Raw genomic sequence first — 16,487 nt, 5'->3', positions numbered from 1 at the left:
AACAGGTGAGGGCCTTCTGGGTTCGGTGTGGATTGCGACATCTACGCCCGACCGCAGGAGGCCCTCGTGTCCCACCGTAATGCCCCGCTGACCCCGACCGGCAGGCTCCGTCTGGCCCGGTGTGTCGTGGACGACGGCTGGCCGCTGCGCCGGGCCGCGGAACGCTTCCAGGTCAGCCACACCACCGCCGCACGCTGGGCAAGCCGCTACCGGCGGCACGGCGAGGCGGGCATGCAGGACCGCTCCAGCCGTCCGCACCGTCAGCCGCGCCGGACACCCGCCCAGGTGGAGGCACACGTCCTGCGGCTACGGCGAGAGCACCGCATCGGCCCGCTGCGGCTGGCCGCCCGATGCGGCATCGCCGCCTCCACCGCCCACCGCATCCTCATGCGACACGGTCTGCCCGTCCTGACCATCCTGGACCGGGCCACCGGCGAACCCGTCCGCCGCTACGAACGCTCCCGGCCCGGCGAACTGGTCCACATCGACGTCAAGAAGCTCGGCCGCATCCCCGACGGCGGCGGGCACCGCACCCAGGGCCGCGCCGAAGGGCGACGCAACCGCACCGGCACCGGCTACGCCTACCTGCACACCGCCCTGGACGACCACTCCCGCCTGGCCTACACCGAAGACCTGCCCGACGAGACCGCCGCGACCTGCGCCGGCTTCCTCGCCCGCGCCACCGCCTGGTTCGCCGCCCACGGCATCACCATCGAACGCGTCCTGACCGACAACGCCTGGGCCTATACCAAGAACACCTGGCGCGACACCTGCCACGACCTGGCCATCAGCCCCCGATGGACGAGGCCCTGGCGACCCCAGACCAACGGCAAGGTCGAACGCTTCCACCGCACCCTGCTCGACGAATGGGCCTACATCCGGCCCTACACCTCAGACGCCGAACGCCAGGCAGCGTTTCCCGACTGGCTGGACTGGTACAACTACCACCGACCCCACACCGGAATCAGCGGCCACACTCCAGCCAGCCGCGTCACCAACCTATCCGGACAGCACACCTAGGCCGTGTCTTTCGAATCACGGCGGGGCCGCACACAATCCGCTGGCGGCCGCCGCCACCCGCCGCCGATACCGCACCGGTGAACGACCTGCCACCGCCGCCGTCACGCAACAGCGAGGGCGGGTCCTCCGAATCGGGGGACCCGCCCTCTGACCTGCTACTTCTCTGATCTGCAAGCGGTGGGTGTGGGATTTGAACCCACGGTGACTCGCGCCACGACGGTTTTCAAGACCGTTCCCTTAGGCCGCTCGGGCAACCCACCTGGCCGGTACAGAGTACCGGCAGGTGGGGGGCGGCCGGGTCAGGAATTCTGGGCCTTGTCGTAGGCGGCCTTCGCCTCGTTGCCGAAGTACGGGCCGAACATCCGGTTCGGCAGGAAGGTGTAGCCGAAGCTGTTCACCGAGACCTGGGTGCCCAGGCCCGTGGCCTCGTTGAAGTCCTGGAACCAGGGGCCGCCGCTGGAGCCGCCGGTCATGTTGCAGCCCAGGCCGTGGTCCTTGGTCAGCAGGAAGTCCTTGCCGGTGTTCCCGCTGCAGTAGACCAACTTCGTGCCGTCGTACGGCGCGGCCGCCGGGAACCCGAACGAGTACATCTTCTTGTTGTAGCCGCCGTTGAACAGGATCCCCTGGGCGCCGACGACCTGGCTGAGCTTCTGGCCGTTCAGCGGGGCGACGACGGCGAGGCCGACGTCCATGTTCATGTCCTCGCTGGCGGCCCACTGGTCGGTCGCGAAGGTCTTGGTGGCCGACCACTGGCCGTAGGGCGCGTTCCCGTTCTCGTACCCGGGAACGAAGATCCAGTTGGTGTGCCAGGTGCCCTGGTACTTCACGCAGTGGCCGGCGGTGATGACCGTGCTGCCGTTGGCGCTCGTGATCGAGTCACCGGAGCAGGACGCGGTGCGGTCGCCGAAGGTGAAGAAGACCCGGCCCGAGGTCTTGACCACCGCTCCGCCGCCCGTCCACGCGCCGCCCGCCTGTGGGAACGACGCCGGGGATGCCGCGGCGGAGGCCGCCGTCGGGGCGATCGCCGTGGGCGCTGCGGCCGCCGCGACCGGCGCCCGTCCGGTCCCCGGCGCTGCCGTCACGTCCAGCGGGGTGGCGCCGCGCATCCGCTCGGCGGTCCAGAAGCCCTGGGTGTGCTGCTGCCTGAACGAGGCCGGGGAATCGGCCGCCGCCGAGGGGGCGGCCGCCGTCAGCGCGCCCGCGATCAGGGCGCCCGCCGCCATGAGGACCGATGCTGCCGTGCGATGACGATTCACGCAGGACTCCTTCTGCCGTGCCCGGTCCCGTCGGAACGGGCAGGGTGGGGGTGAAGAGCTGTCGGTGCGGATCGGCCGCAGGTTCGCACGTACGGCACGAGAAGTCAGGAGACGGTCGGAACGTTCGGTCGGTTCCGGCCAGGAATTGGCCAACTCCTGTCCGTGGCGGTGCCCTGCCGTCACATCGTCAGCAGCACGCCCGCGTACGAGACCCCCGCCACCACCAGCCAGGCCCCGAGCCCCAGTACCGCGGCCCGCCCGCCCGTCCGGGCCAGCCGGGGGAGGTCCACCGCGCTGCCCAGCCCGAACAGGGCCGCCGCCAGCAGGAGCTCCTGCGCGGTGTGCGCCCAGTCCAGCGCCGCCTCCGGCAGCACCCCGGTGGCACGCAGCGCGGCCGCGGCCAGGAATCCGGCCACGAACAGCGGGACCGGTGCCGGGCGGCGCCCCGAGGGCGTCCGCACGCCCTGCCTCCGCGCCCGTACGGAGAAGGCCACCGCCGCCACCAGCGGAGCCAGGAGGGCCACCCGCATGAGCTTGACCAGGACGGCCTCGCCGAGCGCGCCCGGGCCGGCGGTCTGCGCGGTGGCCACCACCTGGCCGACATCGTGGACGCTCGCGCCGACCCAGCGGCCGAAGGCCGGGTCCGAGAGCCCCAACGGGCTCTGGAGGAGCGGGAGTACCGCGATCGCCAGGGTTCCGCAGAGGGTCACCAGCGCCACCGAGGCGGCCACGTCCTCCTCGTCGCTGCCCGACACCTGGCTCACGGCGCCGATGGCCGACGCCCCGCAGATCGAGTAGCCCGTGGCGATCAACAGCGGCTGGTCTCCCGGCAGCCCGAGCCGCCGGCCCAGCCAGAGCGTGCCGAAGAAGGTGGCGGCGACCACCGCGGCCACCATCGCCACCGTGGCCCAGCCCAGCCGGAGCACCTGGTCCAGTCCGAGGCCGAGGCCGAGCAGGACGATGCCGATCCGCATCAGCCGCCGCCCGGCCAGCGAGAGGCCCGGGCGGCCCGCTCCCCGTACGAGGTCCCGTACGCCCGGCAGATGGGCCACCGCGATGCCGAGTACCACCGACGCGGTCAGCATGGGTACCGCGGGCACCAGCTGGTGAACACCCCAGGCCACCAGCACTCCGGCGGCCGCCATCCCCAACCCGGGCCAGGACGAGGATGTTTCACGTGAAACACGCCCGGTGCTCTCGGTCTCCGCCCCCCGTACCGTCCGGTTCAGCAGGGCCATCAGTCGGTGGGGAGCGTGTAGACGCGACGGACGCTGCTGCCCAGGCGGATGACGTCGGCTCCGTAGACGTGCAGGGATATCGCGGTGGTGCGACAGGAGTTGTAGACCTTGTGGATGTCGCCGGGCGGGGCGAAGCCGCAGACGTCACCGGCGCCGTTCACCACGTGCTCGGTCGCCACCAGCCGGGCGCAGCCGTCTCCCGTCGCGGGGGCGAGCCGATAGCGCAGCTCGCTCTCCTGGCCCTCGTGCACCCCGGCCACGCACCAGGAGACGTGGTCGTGGATGGCGGTCTCCTGGCCGGGCAGCCACACCAGCGCGACCACCGAGAAGCTGCCGTCCGGCTCGGCGTGCAGGACGTGCTGCCGGTACCGGTCGGGGTCCCCCACGCGCTGCTCGGGCGTGAGCAGGTCCGGCGTGCCCAGGTGGGGGGCGACGCGCTCGCCGACGAGGTAGGCGGTCAGGTCCGGGGCCAGCCCCCGGTCCACGACCGTACGGATCTCACTGACGAGGGCGGCCATCCTCGCGGTCGTACGGGCCGGCGTAGTGGTGGTCATGAACGCAGCGTCGGACAGCCGATCCATCACGTCCAACGACAGTTTTCACCTGAAATCCCAAGTACCGCTTATGCATTGAGGGGAGGAGCGGCCGGGTGATCAGCAACCCACGCGGTTGGAGGCCACCTGCTTGAGCGCGTCGAGGACCACGGCGGTCGCCGGGATGCGCAGGTGGTCGCGGTAGACGTACGCGGCGATGTGGCGACGCGCGGCGGGCTGGAGCGGCCGCCCGCACACCTTGCTCAGGGAGAGGGAGGGCAGCACGAGCGCGGGCATCATCGCCACGCCGAGGCCTTGTCCGACCATGCTCTGCACGACCAGGTTGTCGTCGGTGGCGAACCGGATGTCGGGGACGAAGCCCAGCTCGGCACACTCGTGCAGCAGGTTGGCCCGGCAGCGCGGACAGCCGGCGATCCACCGTTCCTCCGCGAGGTCGGCCAGGTGCACGGCCCTGCGCCGGGCCAGCGGGTGCCCGGTCGGGAGCAGCACCGTCAGCTGGTCCTCCAGGAGCCTGACCTCGGCCACCTCCTCCGGTATCTCCTCGTGGAGCCCGGGATAGGTGAAGGCCAGGGTGATGTCGCACTCCCCGCGCTCCAGCCTGCGCAGCGACTCCGGCGGCTCCCCCTCCAACAGCTCAACCTGGATGCCGGGATGGTCCTTGGCCAGATCGCTCAGGGCCTCGGGGACCAGGGTGACGTTGGCGCTCGGGAAGCCGCAGAGCCGGACCCGCCCGGTGCGCAGGCGCGCGTACGCCTTGAGCTGCGCCTCGGCGGCCGAGAGACTCCCGAGGATGGACTCGGCGTGCCGCGCCATGGACTCGCCGGCCTCGGTGAGCTGCATCTTGCGGCCGACCCGGGTGAAGAGCGGGGTGCCGACGGCGCGTTCGAGCGCCTTCATCTGCTGGGTGATCGCGGGCTGGGTGTACCCCAGGACACGGGCGGCCGCCGAGTACGACCCGGAGGCGACCACTTCGTGGAACGTGCGTATGTGCCGCGAATCGAACACAAGGGAAGCATAAGCGGACGTTGGGAGGGGCCGTAGGCGTATTCGCGCCCACGGCCCCTCCCATCGCGCCAGCCTGCGGTCCCGGTCCGTCAGGTCCCGGGGCGGCCGTCGGCCTTCGTCACTTGTCGCCGACCCGCGAGCCGAGGGTGATGTCGACGGTGGTCGGCTTGCCGTCGCGCAGGTAGGTCAGCTTCACCACGTCGCCCGGCTTGTGCGTCCAGATCTCGCTGATGAGGGTCGGGCCGCTGTCGATCGGCTTGTCGCCGAACCGGGTGATGATGTCGCCGGGCTTGAGGCCTGCCTTGCCGGCCGGACCGTTGGGGTCGACCAGGTCGTTGGCGGCCGCGCCCTGCTCGGAGATCTTGGCGCCGTCGGTCTTGGACTGGAGGTCCACCGAGACCGAGATGATCGGGTAGACCGGCTTGCCGGTCTTGATCAGCGACTCGGCGACGTTCTTCGCCTGGTTGATCGGGATGGCGAAGCCGAGGCCGATGGAGCCGGCCTGGCCGCCGCCGAAGCCGCCGTTGCCGGCCGACTGGATGGCGGAGTTGATGCCGATGACCGCCCCGCGCCCGTCGAGCAGCGGGCCGCCCGAGTTGCCCGGGTTGATCGAGGCGTCCGTCTGGAGGGCGCTCATGTACGAGTTCTTGCCGCCGGAGGCGTCTCCGGAGGCCACCGGGCGGTTCTTGGCACTGACGATGCCGGTGGTGACCGTGTTGGACAGTCCGAAGGGGGCGCCGATCGCGATGGTCGAATCGCCGACGGCGACCTTGTCGGAGTCGCCGAGCGGCAGCGGCTTGAGGCCGGAGGGAGGGTTCTTCAGCTTGAGCACGGCCACGTCGTAGCCCTGGGCCCGGCCGATGACCTCGGCCTCGTACTTCTTGCCGTCGGAGAAGGTCGCGGAGAGCTTGCCGCCGTTCGCTGCGGAGGCCACCACGTGGTTGTTGGTGAGGATGTGCCCCTGCTGGTCGTAGACGAAGCCGGTGCCGGTGCCGCCCTCGCCGTCGCCGGCCGAGGCCTCGATGGTGACGACGCTGGGCAGCGCGCCCGCGGCCAGGCCCGCGATCGAGCCGGACTCCCGCTTGAGGTCCTTGGGGGTGTTGCTCGCAGCGACCGTGGTCGAGCCGACGCCCTTCTCGCTGCGCTCGGCGGCCCAGAAGCCGATGCCTCCGCCGACTCCGCCGGCGAGGAGGGCCGCCACGAGCACGGCGGCGACCAGGCCGCCCTTGCCCTTCGGTTTGGCGGGCGGCATGCCGTCGGCGGTCGGGGGCGCGCCCCAGGTGCCGCCGTCGTGGCCGCCGCCCGAACCGTACGCCGGGACGGCCGGCGGCGGGGGCGGCCAGCCCTCGGCGCCGTGCGCGGCCGGGGCCTGCGGCGCGGGGGCCTGGCCGTAGGCCGGAGCCGGTGCGGGCGCCTGCGCGGGCGCCGGGCCCGCCGGGGTCGGCGGGATCTGCTGGGTCGGCTCCGTACCGGGCGGGGGCGTCGGCGGGAGCTGCTGGGTGATCGGCTCCGCGGCGGGCCTCTCGGGGGCAGGAGCGGCCACCGGGGGTGTGGACGGGGCCGCGGAGGGTGTCGGGTCCGCGGTGCCCTCGTTCTCGGTGCTCACAGCGCTCTTCTCCTCGTCACACACGGCTTCGGTAAAACTGGCGATTCGGCCCGGCCGAACGTTCGACGTGCCGCACAAGTTCCTGGGAAAAGCCTTCCCCATGACCCGTCAGAGCACTGTAAGCCGGACCTGTGCGTCTTCCCCATTCTTTATATCGGGCATTCCGGGCGCATCCGCACGGCGGAGCCCGACATGCGGGGCCGTACCGGTGGCACCATGACCCGGTGACCCACGCACTGCCGCCCATCCAGGTCGTCGCCCACCGCGGCGCCTCGGAGGATGCCCCCGAGCACACCCTGGCCGCCTACCGCAAGGCCATCGAGTACGGCGCCGACGCCCTCGAATGCGATGTCAGGCTCACCGCCGACGGCCATCTGGTCCTCGTCCACGACCGCCGGGTCAACCGCACCTCCAACGGCCGCGGCGCCGTCTCCGCCCTCGAACTGGCCGACCTCGCCGCCCTCGACTTCGGCTCGTGGAAGGACCGCGAGGAGTCCCCCGACTGGGACGCGGACCCCGAGCGCACCTCCGTGCTCACGCTGGAGCGCCTGCTGGAACTGGTCTCGGACGCCGGCCGGCCGGTGCAGCTCGCCATCGAGACGAAGCACCCGACCCGCTGGGCCGGACAGGTGGAGGAGCGCCTCCTCTTCCTCCTCAAGCGCTTCGGACTGGACGCACCGCCCGCCGAGGGCCCGCACCCGGTCCGCGTCATGAGTTTCTCCGCGCGCTCCCTGCACCGGGTGCGGGCGTCGGCACCCACGATCCCGACCGTGTACCTCATGCAGTTCATCTCGCCGCGGATGCGCGACGGACGGCTGCCGGCGGGAGTACGGATCGCGGGACCGGGCATGCGGATCGTGCGCAACCACCCGGGGTTCATCCGCAGGCTCCAGGACGCGGGCCACTCCGTTCACGTATGGACCGTGAACGAACCGGAAGACGTTCAGCTCTGCGCTGATCTGGGTGTGGAAGCGATCATCACGAACAGGCCGCGACAAGTTCTGTCACAGCTGGGGCGCTGACGTCCCGTTTTGCCCACCCGCCCCGCACGTCACGTACGTGACAGGGTGTGCACCGGCGCATCCGCTCCGCAATCGTCCGTCGTGAATGCGTCGGAGGGCTCCGCTTGACCGGTTTCCGGTCCAGGCCATTGGGGCATCCAGACCTTGGCGTGGGGCTAAGGAGGTTCCGGGGGTGGCGTTGGTGGTGGCACAGGAAGTGCCCACGTCTTCGCGTATGGACGTGTGCCATGGTCCAGCGGGCGTGGGTGAGGCGAGACGCCGCATGCGTGAGCAGTTGCGCCTGAGCGGAGTGTCCGAATCGGTCGTGGACGATGCCGTGCTGATCCTCTCCGAACTGCTCAGCAACGCCTGCCGGCACGGCAGACCGCTGGGCGCCGGGGAGATCGGGGACGGGGAGATACGCGCCGCGTGGCGCATCGACACGGCGGGGCGGCTGACGGTCGAGGTCACGGACGGGGGCGGTCCCACGCGCCCCGTTCCGGCCACGCCGTCGGTCACCGCGCGCGGCGGCCGAGGGCTGAACATCATCAGCGCCCTCGCCCAGGACTGGGGTGTCCGGGACGGAGCGGCAGGCGAGGTCACCGTATGGGTGACGGTTGCGTGCGGGGCCCGGCACGAGGATTTCGCTACGCGCGTTGCGCCCCCGGCGATCGACTTCAGCACGGCCTTCGACGATCTCCATCCGTGATCGCGACGCCCCTCAAGCAGGACCCGCACCACCGGACGTCCGAACGAGCGGCCGCCGGGAGCGCACGCCGACCGTGCTCCCGGCCGCACCCTCCCGGTTGCGGCGGTACGAACGGCTAGGCTCGCGCCCAGACACCACGCCGTACCGCCGCAACCGGGAGACACCCACGATGGCCAAGAAGCGCCCCGCAGCGAAGACTGCAAAGCCGCAGCTCAAGAACGGGGAGATCCCGGTGGTGGGCGCACGCGAGCCCTGCCCCTGCGGGTCCGGCCGCCGTTACAAGGCCTGCCACGGCGCAGCCGCCGCACACGCCGTCACCGAGCACGTGGCGCGCCCCTTCGAGGGCCTGCCCGGCGAGTGCGACTGGGTGGCGCTGCGCGAGCTCGTGCCCGCCGCGACCATCCCGCTCACGCTCAAGGGCGGGCTGCCCGAGGGCGTCCCGTCCGTCACGCTGGTGACCGTACTGCCGATGGCCTGGCCGGCGCTGCGCCGCGAGGACGGGTCCGTCCTGCTCGGTCTCCAGAACGACTCGACCACCGGGGACCTCGCCCGGGACATGGCCGACACCCTGGAGCGCGCGCTCGTCGCGGAACCGGGCACCCCGGTGGCGGCCCGCCGCGTTCCCGCCGAGGGTCCCCGACTTCAGGATCTCCTGGACACGGACGGCGTTTTCGAGCCGGTTGTGCACAGCGGGTTCGAATTCTGGATTCCGGATGCGGAGAGCGCCCAGAACGCCTCCCCGGAGGTCGCCGCCTCCCTGGAGCGTGCCAACGCCGCCGCCATCCCCACGGTCAAGCTGGCCGGCGTGGACGCGGCCTACTGGTGCGAGACCCCGGACAAGAACCACCTGCGCTGGGTCATGCCGCACCCCGAGGAGAAGCTGCTCGACGCCCTCGCGCGGCTGCACGCCGCGGGCACCTCCTCGCTCGGCGAAGGCACCCGACTCGTCGGTTCGTTCCGGGCGCACGGTCTGATGGTTCCCGTCTGGGACCTGCCCACCGGAGTGACCGCCGACGACGTGGAGAAGCCCGCGGCGGAGTTCGCGGAGCGGCTGGCCACGGCCCTGGCCGCGGACGCCCCGCTGACCGCGGAGGAGCGCCGGGCGCGCGGCGGACTGACGAACCGCCAGGTCACGCTCAGCTGACCGCCGAGCACGCGCAGGAGCGGTGACTGGGGTCACAACTCCCGCTAATCGCCTGCAAATCGGTGTCTGAATATCAGAGATCGAATTTGCGAACAGGCGATCTCTTGTTACCGTTCTTGTAGCCCGGTCGCTGGTGCATCCCCCGTCGCCAGCGACCGGGCCCTTCCATTTCCGCCGTCGTTCAACCGTCGGCCGGTGCCGGTGAGTTGCTCCCGGACCGCAGCAGCAGCCGCCCTTCATCATCCGGAACTGCAAACTCCGCAACTGCCGAGTAGGCCTCCGGCGCCCCCGTCGAGTCCTCACGCGGCGTTTCGCACAGCCCCGGCTCGTCACCCGCCCCGACCGCGCAGCGGATCTGCACCGTGTGCCCCGCCGGACCCATCACCGTCAGGACGGCGTCCAGCGCGCGCCCGCTGGTGTTGCGGTAGTAGCTGCGGCCCCAGGTCCGGCCCTCACCCGCCAGGACGCAGGTCTGCGCCTCCAGGCCCTGGGGGGAGGAGAGTTCGGGTCCGCACCGGGAGTCCGTACGGGGCTGCTCGGACGGGCCCGGCTGCTGCGCCCGCGGCCGGCCCTCCCGCCCCGGCTGCGGCTGCCCCTCCGGCGGCCCGGCCTGCCGCGCGGGCCCGGCGGCAGGTGTCTGCGTACGCGCACCGTCCGTCGGACCGGCCAGTCCGAGCGAGGAGAGGAGCCCGCCGCCTTTTCCGTCGTCCTGACCGGTGAAATCCGGTCCGGCGATCGCTCCTGCCAGCGGGAGCGACAAGATGATCAGCACACCGGCGCTGATACCGATCAAGCGGAGATTCATTCGGCGAAGATAGCGATGCGGGAATGGGGCGCGGAGATCCCCGCGCCCAATTCCCCTGGAAACTCGTCGCGCTGGCACCCGTACGAGTGATCGGCGGACGCCCGGAGCACCGGTTCAGTACGCGAGCCGGCTGCCGCCGCCCGAAGCCCCGGTGCTCGCCTCGACCAGCGCGTGCACGACGGCCTCGACCTCGGGCAGCCACGGACCGCCGCCGTCGGGTCCGGCCGGGCCCGCCGGGCCGGCCGGGTCGTCTTCGGGGGCCCGCTCCCACCGCACCTGCCCGCCGCCGGACGCCGGGGAGGGCGGGAGCAACAGGTAACCGCCCTCGCCGTGGAAGCGCAGCGAGGAGGGCACGTGGTCCTTGGCGTACAGGAGTTCGCCGAGCCGCTCCAGCGAGTAGGGCGCTACCAGCAGCGCCCAGCGGGTGGGCGTGGCCACGATCGGACCGAGCCGCATGCCCTGCGCGTCCAGGCGTACGACGGCCCGCGCGGCCGCGTTGGCCGGCAGGCTCACGGCGCACGGCGCGGACCCGCCCGTGGCCAGCAGTACGGGAGCGGTGGGCCGGTTGGTCCACCACCAGGCCACCATCCGGGGGTCGGTGGTGGCCGCGAGGAGCCCGGGGTCGAAGGGGTGGGCGCCGGGGACGGCGCAGTCGGGGTCGGGGCAGGCGCACCGCCCGCTGTCGGCGCCGGAGCGGCCGACGCCGGGGAGCACGGGCCACTGCCGGAGGGCGGCGCAGGCGAGCGCCGCGTCGAGGAGGGGGAGGGCCGGGTCACCGCTCCGCCCCGGGGCGGGGCGAAGGGTTTTCAAGCGATCGCGGAGCCGCTGGAGACGCCTTCCGAGGATCTCGCGCATGAGCGCTCGTTCCTTTCCGTTGAACGCCGAGGGCCACATCACACCATGTAACCGGTGTTTCACCACACGTACACGTTTCGCGTCACTGTCCGCCTTGAAGCAGGTTCACACGGTTCGTGCAGTTTTCTTACGGGTCCATGAAACGTCCGGCGGGGCGGAACGCGACCCACGCCAGTGCCGAAACCGGCTGCCGCCGCTAAGGACGACGGCCCACGCCGGGCGGTTCCCGGCGACCGCCGGGCTGCGCCAACTCTCCCCGGGCACCACCGATTAGGTACCCGGAGCCACTCCGACGCCCGACCAGTCGATCGCAAAAACCGTCCGCTTCCGGCTTTTTCCAGCCAAGTTCTAGCCTTGGCTGGACAGTGAGTTGCCGTCCCACGGACACCAGGATTCCCACCTGGGCAATGCTGGACATCGATCCTCGTGTGCGTGTAGATGTGGATTCATTGATGGCGGCGCAGCACGATCTGGGGGTTTGCGATGCTATATGGCGAATCGCACCAGGTGGAAAGGCGGACGCCATGAGCGCCCCGCATCTGCCGAAAGTGGCTGGAATCGATCCAGCAGTTACCGCGGTCCCGCAGACTGCGGCGCCCACGCCCGCCCGAACCGCCCCCGTAGCGGCCCCGGCAGCGGTCCCCGGGCCGAGCACCGTGATCCAGGACCGGCTGGCGGGGATGGTCTCCGACCTCACCACCCTCCACGAGCTCACCGAGCGCCTCGCCCGCGCCTGTGACCTCGACTCCTCCCTCCACGAGTTCCTGCGCGCCGGCGCCGCCCTGGTCGGCGCGCGCCGCGGCCTGATCGTCCTGGAGCCCTCCGACGGGCTCGGGCCGACGACCACGATCGGCCTCGGCCTCGGCCGCGCCGACCTCGGGCACATCGAAACCGTCCCGCGCACCGCGACCTCGTACGGCCGGATCCTCGATGGACTCCCCGACGCCCGGGGCGGCTCCGAGGTGCTCCCCGAACCCGACGCCGCCCCCGGCTCGGGCGGGTACGGCACCCCTGTCGACCCCCGCCACCGCGAGGTCGCCGCCCGGCTCGGCTACGCCGCGAGCTACGCGCTGCCGCTGACCGCCGAGGCCACCGGCCGCCTCGGCGCCGCCGTCTGGCTCTACGACGAACAGGCCGAGCCGAGCGAGCGCCAGCGCGACCTCGCGGGGCTCTACGTCCGCCACGCCGCCGAACACCTGGCCCGGATGCTGGAGGTGGAACGGTCCCGCAGCCGCTTGGCCACGGTCGCCGAGGAACTGCTGCCCAGTCGGCTGCCCCGGATCCCCGGGGTCCAGCTCGCCGCCCGCCACCACACCGGACCGCGCGGCGGGGGTGACTGGTACGACGCGCTGCCGCTGCCCGAGGGCGCCCTCGGACTGGCCGTCGGCTCCGTCACCGGCGCCGGGCCCAGCGCCGTCGCCGCGATGGGACGGCTTCGGGCATCGCTGCGCGCGTACGCCGTCATGGAGGGGGAGGACCCCGTCGCGGTCCTGTCCGACCTGGAGCTGCTGCTGCGCCTGACCGAGCCCGCGCGCTGCGCGACGGCGCTCTTCGCGTACTGCGAGCCCGCCGGGGCCCCGCACGCGGGCAGCCAGGGGCGGAAGATCATCCTGGCCGGGGCCGGGCACACCCCGCCGCTGCTCATCGGCGAGCACCGCACGGAGTACGTGGAGACCACGCTCTCCGCGCCGCTCGGGATGCTCTCGTGCTGGGAGGCGCCGAGCGTGGAGATCGAACCCGCGCCTGGAGAAACGGTGCTGCTGTACACCGACGGGCTCCTGCGGCGGACCGGCGACCCCATGGACCGGGCCTACGCGAGGCTGCACGCAGCGGCCGCGGGGGTGCCCCGGGGCATCAGGGACGATCCGGCGGCCATCTGCGAGCACATCCTGCGCACGGTGCTGCCGGCGGACGATCCGGCGCTCGCGCCGGCCGGAGCTGGCTCCGTCTCGTCGGCCCCCGCCGCTCCGGCCGCTTCCGCCACCACCGCCGCCATGGCCGCCACGGAGGACGGAGTGGAGGACATCGTCCTGCTCGCTGCCCGTTTTGACTGATTTCTCACACCCGCCGCCGGGCGTCTTCCCCTCGCACATACGATGGATGCGGTCCTACCCGGTCCTGTAGTAGCTGTCGTAGGTGTCGTAGCTGAGGAGAAGACGTGGCTGACGAGCTCACCCCGGAGACCCCGGAAGAAGAGCAGCCCCAGAAGAAGCACAAGCAGCGCAAGAACGGGCTGTACCCGGGCGTCAGCGACGAACTCGCGGAGAACATGCGCTCGGGCTGGGCCGACACCGAGCTGCACGGGCTGGAGCCGATCGCCCAGGCCGCGCACACCGCCGCCCGCCGCGCCGCGCTGTCCGCGCGCTTCCCCGGCGAGCGCCTGGTCGTTCCCGCGGGCCGCCTCAAGACGCGCTCGAACGACACCGAGTACCCGTTCCGCGCCTCGACCGAGTACGCCTACCTGACCGGCGACCAGACCGAGAACGGCGTGCTGGTGCTGGAGCCCGCGGGCGAGACCGGCCACACCGCCACCGTGTACCTGCTGCCCCGCTCCGACCGCGAGAACGGCGAGTTCTGGCTGTCCGGCCAGGGCGAGCTGTGGGTCGGCCGCCGCCACTCCCTCGCCGAGGCCGAGCAGCTGCTGGGCATCCCGGCGAAGGACGTGCGCAAGCTGGCCGACGAGCTGGCCGAGGCCGAGGGCCCGGTCCGCAATGTCCGCGGCCACGACACCGTCATCGAGACGGCCCTGACCGACAAGGTCACCAAGGAGCGCGACGAGGAGCTGCGCGTCTACCTCTCCGAGGCCCGCGCCGTGAAGGACGCCTTCGAGATCGGCGAGCTCCAGAAGGCCGTCGACTCCACCGTCCGCGGCTTCGAGGACGTCGTGAAGGTCCTGGACAAGGCCGAGGCCACGTCCGAGCGCTACATCGAGGGCACGTTCTTCCTGCGCGCCCGCGTCGAGGGCAACGACGTCGGCTACGGCTCCATCTGCGCCGCCGGCCCGCACGCCTGCACCCTGCACTGGGTCCGCAACGACGGCGACGTCCGCTCGGGCGACCTGCTCCTGCTCGACGCCGGTGTGGAGACCCACTCCCTCTACACCGCCGACGTCACGCGCACGCTGCCGATCAACGGCGCGTACACCGACATCCAGCGCAAGATCTACGACGCGGTGTACGAGTCCCAGGAAGCCGGCATCGCGGCCGTGAAGCCGGGTGCCAAGTTCCGCGACTTCCACGACGCCTCGCAGCACGTGCTCGCCGAGAAGCTCGTCGAGTGGGGTCTGCTGGAGGGCCCGGTCGAGCGCGTCCTGGAGCTCGGCCTCCAGCGCCGCTGGACCCTGCACGGCACCGGCCACATGCTCGGCATGGACGTCCACGACTGCGCCGCGGCGCGCACCGAGGCGTACGTCGACGGCACGCTGGAGCCGGGCATGTGCCTCACCGTCGAGCCCGGTCTGTACTTCCAGGCCGACGACCTGACCGTGCCCGAGGAGTACCGGGGCATCGGCGTCCGGATCGAGGACGACATCCTGGTCACCGAGGACGGCAACCGGAACCTGTCGGCCGGACTGCCCCGTGCGTCGGCCGACGTCGAGGCCTGGATGGCGCGCCTCAAGGGCTGACAGCCGAAGACCCCGGCCGCTGCCGGGGCCTGAGTTCGCTTCCGATGGGCGGGATCTCGTGCGCGAGTCCCGTCCATCGGCGTATCCGGGAGTCCTTCCGGCGCTACGACACCTTCAGCAGCGCTCCCTCACGCCATTTCAGGATCTTGTCGAAGCTGACCACCGCGCCCCGGCCCGGCCGGTTGCGGAATCTGACGTGGTCGGCGAGCTCCGCGATCAGTCCCAGTCCCCGGCCGTGCTCGCTCTCCGAGGGTGCGGAGGGGCCGGCCGGCAGGGGTCTGCGCCCCGCGACCGTCGCCGCGGGGAATCCCGGGCCCGAATCGGTCACCTCGATGCGGCAGCGGTCCCCGTCCAGGTACGCCGTGACGCGGTACTCCGCGCACGCCTGCGGGACGGACTCCGCGCCGGCGCAGGCGCCGGCACCGGCCGACGGACCGCCGTGCTCCACCGCGTTCGCGCAGGCCTCGCTCAGTGCCACCGAGAGATCGAAGGAGATGTCCGGGTCCACCCCCGCGGTCTCCATCGTCCCCAGCAGCAATCGCCTGGCGAGCGGCACGCTCGCGGCTTCGCGCCTCAAGTGGAGAGACCACCAGATGCTCATACGGTTACGTATTGCCGCCCACGGCGGGGCGTAAGCCCCCGGCGGACGTCACAGCCCTCATTCGGCCGATGCGGCACTCCGAAGCAGCGGTGTATGCGGCGGCGTACTGACCGCTGCCCCGGCACGGACACCCGAGGTGAAGCCCGCGTACAGGGGCACTCACGACCTTCCGGACCTGCCGTATGGACGGTGTGAGGGCAGTGCGATGATGGCCCGGCCATGACTGTCCCCCACGCGACGCCCGCCGGAGCCGGACTCCGGCTGCTCCGGGCCGCGGTGTTCACCGCGGTCTGCGTCGTGCTGTCCGCGGCCGGGCACGCCCTGGCGTCCTGCGCCGCGGTGCCCTGGTGGGCCCTGGTCATCGCCTTCCTCTCCGTGTTCGCGGTCGCCGCCCCGCTCGCGGGCCGCCGGCGCTCGCTGCCCGGCATCGCCGCCGGGCTCGCCTTCGGACAGCTCGGGCTGCACGCCGTGTTCGGCCTGGGCCAGCACAGCGCCGCCGCGGCCCAGGCACCCGGCGCCGCCGACCCCTCGCTCGCGGCGCTCGCCGCCCGGCTGGTCTGCGGGGGCAACTCCGTCCCGCTCAGCCCGGCCGACGCCCGGCAGATCCTGGAGACCGCCGGCCTGGATCCGGCCGCCCTCGCCGCCCAGACCGCGGCGCAGGGCGCGGCGCCCCTCCATGCCGGGCACGCGCACCTCGCGCAGGCCACCGCGGCGCCCGCCACCGGCCTGTTCAGTACCGGCATGCTCGTCGGACACCTGCTGGCCGCGCTGGCCGCCGGCTGGCTGCTGGGGCGTGGCGACGCCGCCCTGTTCCGGCTCGTGGAGCTGTCCCGCGGTTCCGCAGACGCCGACCCGGTACGTCCGCTGCGCGCCGCGCTGGCCTTCGTACGGGCCCTCGGCGCCGGGCTCGCGGGCACGCCCGCCGGCGCCCCGCAGGCGGCCCGTACCGCCGCCGAACCCGCCGCGCACACCGGCCGGGACGCACTCCACCACACCGTGATCAGGCGCGGGCCGCCCCGTACGGCGCTCGCCCTCGCAGCCTGACGCGGCACCCACTCCCCGGAGCAC

General features: G+C 72.3%; 15 protein-coding genes and 1 tRNA gene. 7 read left to right on the top strand and 9 right to left on the bottom strand.

Annotation, left to right across the window (positions count from 1 at the left end):
* Positions 1 to 66: 66 nt before the first annotated feature.
* Positions 67 to 1,020 (top strand): IS481 family transposase, encoded by a 954-nt coding sequence (locus CP980_RS17365; protein WP_150528555.1) that lies wholly within the window; start codon positions 67 to 69, stop codon positions 1,018 to 1,020.
* Positions 1,021 to 1,195: 175 nt separating this feature from the next.
* Here CP980_RS17365 and CP980_RS17360 read toward each other — a convergent pair.
* From CP980_RS17360 to CP980_RS17335, 6 genes are all read right to left on the bottom strand, one after another.
* A tRNA-Ser gene (locus CP980_RS17360) sits at positions 1,196 to 1,280 on the bottom strand.
* A gap of 39 nt (positions 1,281 to 1,319) precedes the next feature.
* Complete coding sequence (locus tag CP980_RS17355; RefSeq protein ID WP_132758010.1) at positions 1,320 to 2,276, bottom strand: trypsin-like serine peptidase; 957 nt, start codon at positions 2,274 to 2,276, stop codon at positions 1,320 to 1,322.
* 179 nt (positions 2,277 to 2,455) lie between these two features.
* A complete protein-coding gene (locus CP980_RS17350) occupies positions 2,456 to 3,514 on the bottom strand; it encodes a YeiH family protein (RefSeq protein ID WP_150528554.1) in 1,059 nt (352 codons plus the stop codon).
* Positions 3,514 to 4,068, bottom strand: coding sequence for a cysteine dioxygenase family protein (locus CP980_RS17345; RefSeq protein WP_150528553.1), 555 nt, complete (start codon positions 4,066 to 4,068; stop codon positions 3,514 to 3,516). The genes CP980_RS17350 and CP980_RS17345 overlap by 1 nt, the downstream gene beginning before the upstream one ends.
* Positions 4,069 to 4,167: 99 nt before the next feature.
* Complete coding sequence (locus CP980_RS17340) at positions 4,168 to 5,073, bottom strand: LysR family transcriptional regulator (RefSeq protein ID WP_150528552.1); 906 nt, start codon at positions 5,071 to 5,073, stop codon at positions 4,168 to 4,170.
* Positions 5,074 to 5,191: 118 nt separating this feature from the next.
* Positions 5,192 to 6,679 (bottom strand): S1C family serine protease, encoded by a 1,488-nt coding sequence (locus CP980_RS17335; protein WP_150528551.1) that lies wholly within the window; start codon positions 6,677 to 6,679, stop codon positions 5,192 to 5,194.
* Positions 6,680 to 6,903: 224 nt separating this feature from the next.
* Between CP980_RS17335 and CP980_RS17330 the strand changes: the two genes are divergently transcribed.
* The 3 genes from CP980_RS17330 (at position 6,904) to CP980_RS17320 (ending at position 9,533) form a co-directional block, all read left to right on the top strand.
* Positions 6,904 to 7,701 carry a glycerophosphodiester phosphodiesterase gene (locus CP980_RS17330; protein WP_132758020.1) on the top strand — a complete coding sequence of 266 codons (798 nt, stop codon included), beginning with the start codon at positions 6,904 to 6,906 and terminating at the stop codon, positions 7,699 to 7,701.
* 85 nt (positions 7,702 to 7,786) lie between these two features.
* Positions 7,787 to 8,389 carry an ATP-binding protein gene (locus CP980_RS17325; protein ID WP_132758022.1) on the top strand — a complete coding sequence of 201 codons (603 nt, stop codon included), beginning with the start codon at positions 7,787 to 7,789 and terminating at the stop codon, positions 8,387 to 8,389.
* A gap of 169 nt (positions 8,390 to 8,558) precedes the next feature.
* Complete coding sequence (locus tag CP980_RS17320; protein WP_150528550.1) at positions 8,559 to 9,533, top strand: DUF5926 family protein; 975 nt, start codon at positions 8,559 to 8,561, stop codon at positions 9,531 to 9,533.
* A 181-nt stretch (positions 9,534 to 9,714) separates the two neighbouring features.
* Here the strand turns inward: CP980_RS17320 and CP980_RS17315 are convergent, their stop codons facing one another.
* Complete coding sequence (locus tag CP980_RS17315) at positions 9,715 to 10,338, bottom strand: hypothetical protein (protein ID WP_167535846.1); 624 nt, start codon at positions 10,336 to 10,338, stop codon at positions 9,715 to 9,717.
* A gap of 114 nt (positions 10,339 to 10,452) precedes the next feature.
* Positions 10,453 to 11,193 (bottom strand): bifunctional DNA primase/polymerase, encoded by a 741-nt coding sequence (locus tag CP980_RS17310; RefSeq protein ID WP_132758028.1) that lies wholly within the window; start codon positions 11,191 to 11,193, stop codon positions 10,453 to 10,455.
* A gap of 407 nt (positions 11,194 to 11,600) precedes the next feature.
* Here CP980_RS17310 and CP980_RS17305 point away from each other — a divergent pair, with 407 nt between their 5' ends.
* Entirely contained in the window at positions 11,601 to 13,247 is a 1,647-nt protein-coding gene (locus CP980_RS17305; RefSeq protein WP_150528548.1) for a PP2C family protein-serine/threonine phosphatase, read from the top strand.
* Between the two features lie 104 nt (positions 13,248 to 13,351).
* Positions 13,352 to 14,818 carry an aminopeptidase P family protein gene (locus CP980_RS17300; protein ID WP_099890750.1) on the top strand — a complete coding sequence of 489 codons (1,467 nt, stop codon included), beginning with the start codon at positions 13,352 to 13,354 and terminating at the stop codon, positions 14,816 to 14,818.
* Between the two features lie 103 nt (positions 14,819 to 14,921).
* Here CP980_RS17300 and CP980_RS17295 read toward each other — a convergent pair whose 3' ends face one another.
* The gene (locus CP980_RS17295; RefSeq protein WP_150528547.1) at positions 14,922 to 15,419 is read right to left on the bottom strand and encodes an ATP-binding protein; all 498 of its coding nucleotides are present in this window, start codon (positions 15,417 to 15,419) and stop codon (positions 14,922 to 14,924) included.
* 219 nt (positions 15,420 to 15,638) lie between these two features.
* On the opposite strand from CP980_RS17295, the gene CP980_RS17290 reads away from it, so the two are divergent.
* The gene (locus CP980_RS17290) at positions 15,639 to 16,463 is read left to right on the top strand and encodes a hypothetical protein (RefSeq protein WP_132758036.1); all 825 of its coding nucleotides are present in this window, start codon (positions 15,639 to 15,641) and stop codon (positions 16,461 to 16,463) included.
* Positions 16,464 to 16,487 lie beyond the last annotated feature (24 nt).

This window comes from Streptomyces vinaceus (assembly GCF_008704935.1).
Classification (GTDB): domain Bacteria; phylum Actinomycetota; class Actinomycetes; order Streptomycetales; family Streptomycetaceae; genus Streptomyces; species Streptomyces vinaceus.
Note: the sequence above shows the minus strand (reverse complement) of the source record. Positions and strands in the feature narration are given on the sequence as shown.

Excerpts from the sequence above, each read along its gene's own strand:
- CP980_RS17350 (WP_150528554.1), bottom strand. The coding sequence starts at position 3,514 with ATGGCCCTGCTGAACCGGACGGTACGGGGGGCGGAGACCGAGAGCACC.
- CP980_RS17345 (WP_150528553.1), bottom strand. The coding sequence starts at position 4,068 with ATGACCACCACTACGCCGGCCCGTACGACCGCGAGGATGGCCGCCCTC.
- CP980_RS17325 (WP_132758022.1), top strand. The coding sequence starts at position 7,787 with ATGCGTCGGAGGGCTCCGCTTGACCGGTTTCCGGTCCAGGCCATTGGG.
- CP980_RS17320 (WP_150528550.1), top strand. The coding sequence starts at position 8,559 with ATGGCCAAGAAGCGCCCCGCAGCGAAGACTGCAAAGCCGCAGCTCAAG.
- CP980_RS17315 (WP_167535846.1), bottom strand. The coding sequence starts at position 10,338 with ATGAATCTCCGCTTGATCGGTATCAGCGCCGGTGTGCTGATCATCTTG.
- CP980_RS17310 (WP_132758028.1), bottom strand. The coding sequence starts at position 11,193 with ATGCGCGAGATCCTCGGAAGGCGTCTCCAGCGGCTCCGCGATCGCTTG.
- CP980_RS17305 (WP_150528548.1), top strand. The coding sequence starts at position 11,601 with ATGCTGGACATCGATCCTCGTGTGCGTGTAGATGTGGATTCATTGATG.
- CP980_RS17295 (WP_150528547.1), bottom strand. The coding sequence starts at position 15,419 with ATGAGCATCTGGTGGTCTCTCCACTTGAGGCGCGAAGCCGCGAGCGTG.
- CP980_RS17290 (WP_132758036.1), top strand. The coding sequence starts at position 15,639 with ATGACTGTCCCCCACGCGACGCCCGCCGGAGCCGGACTCCGGCTGCTC.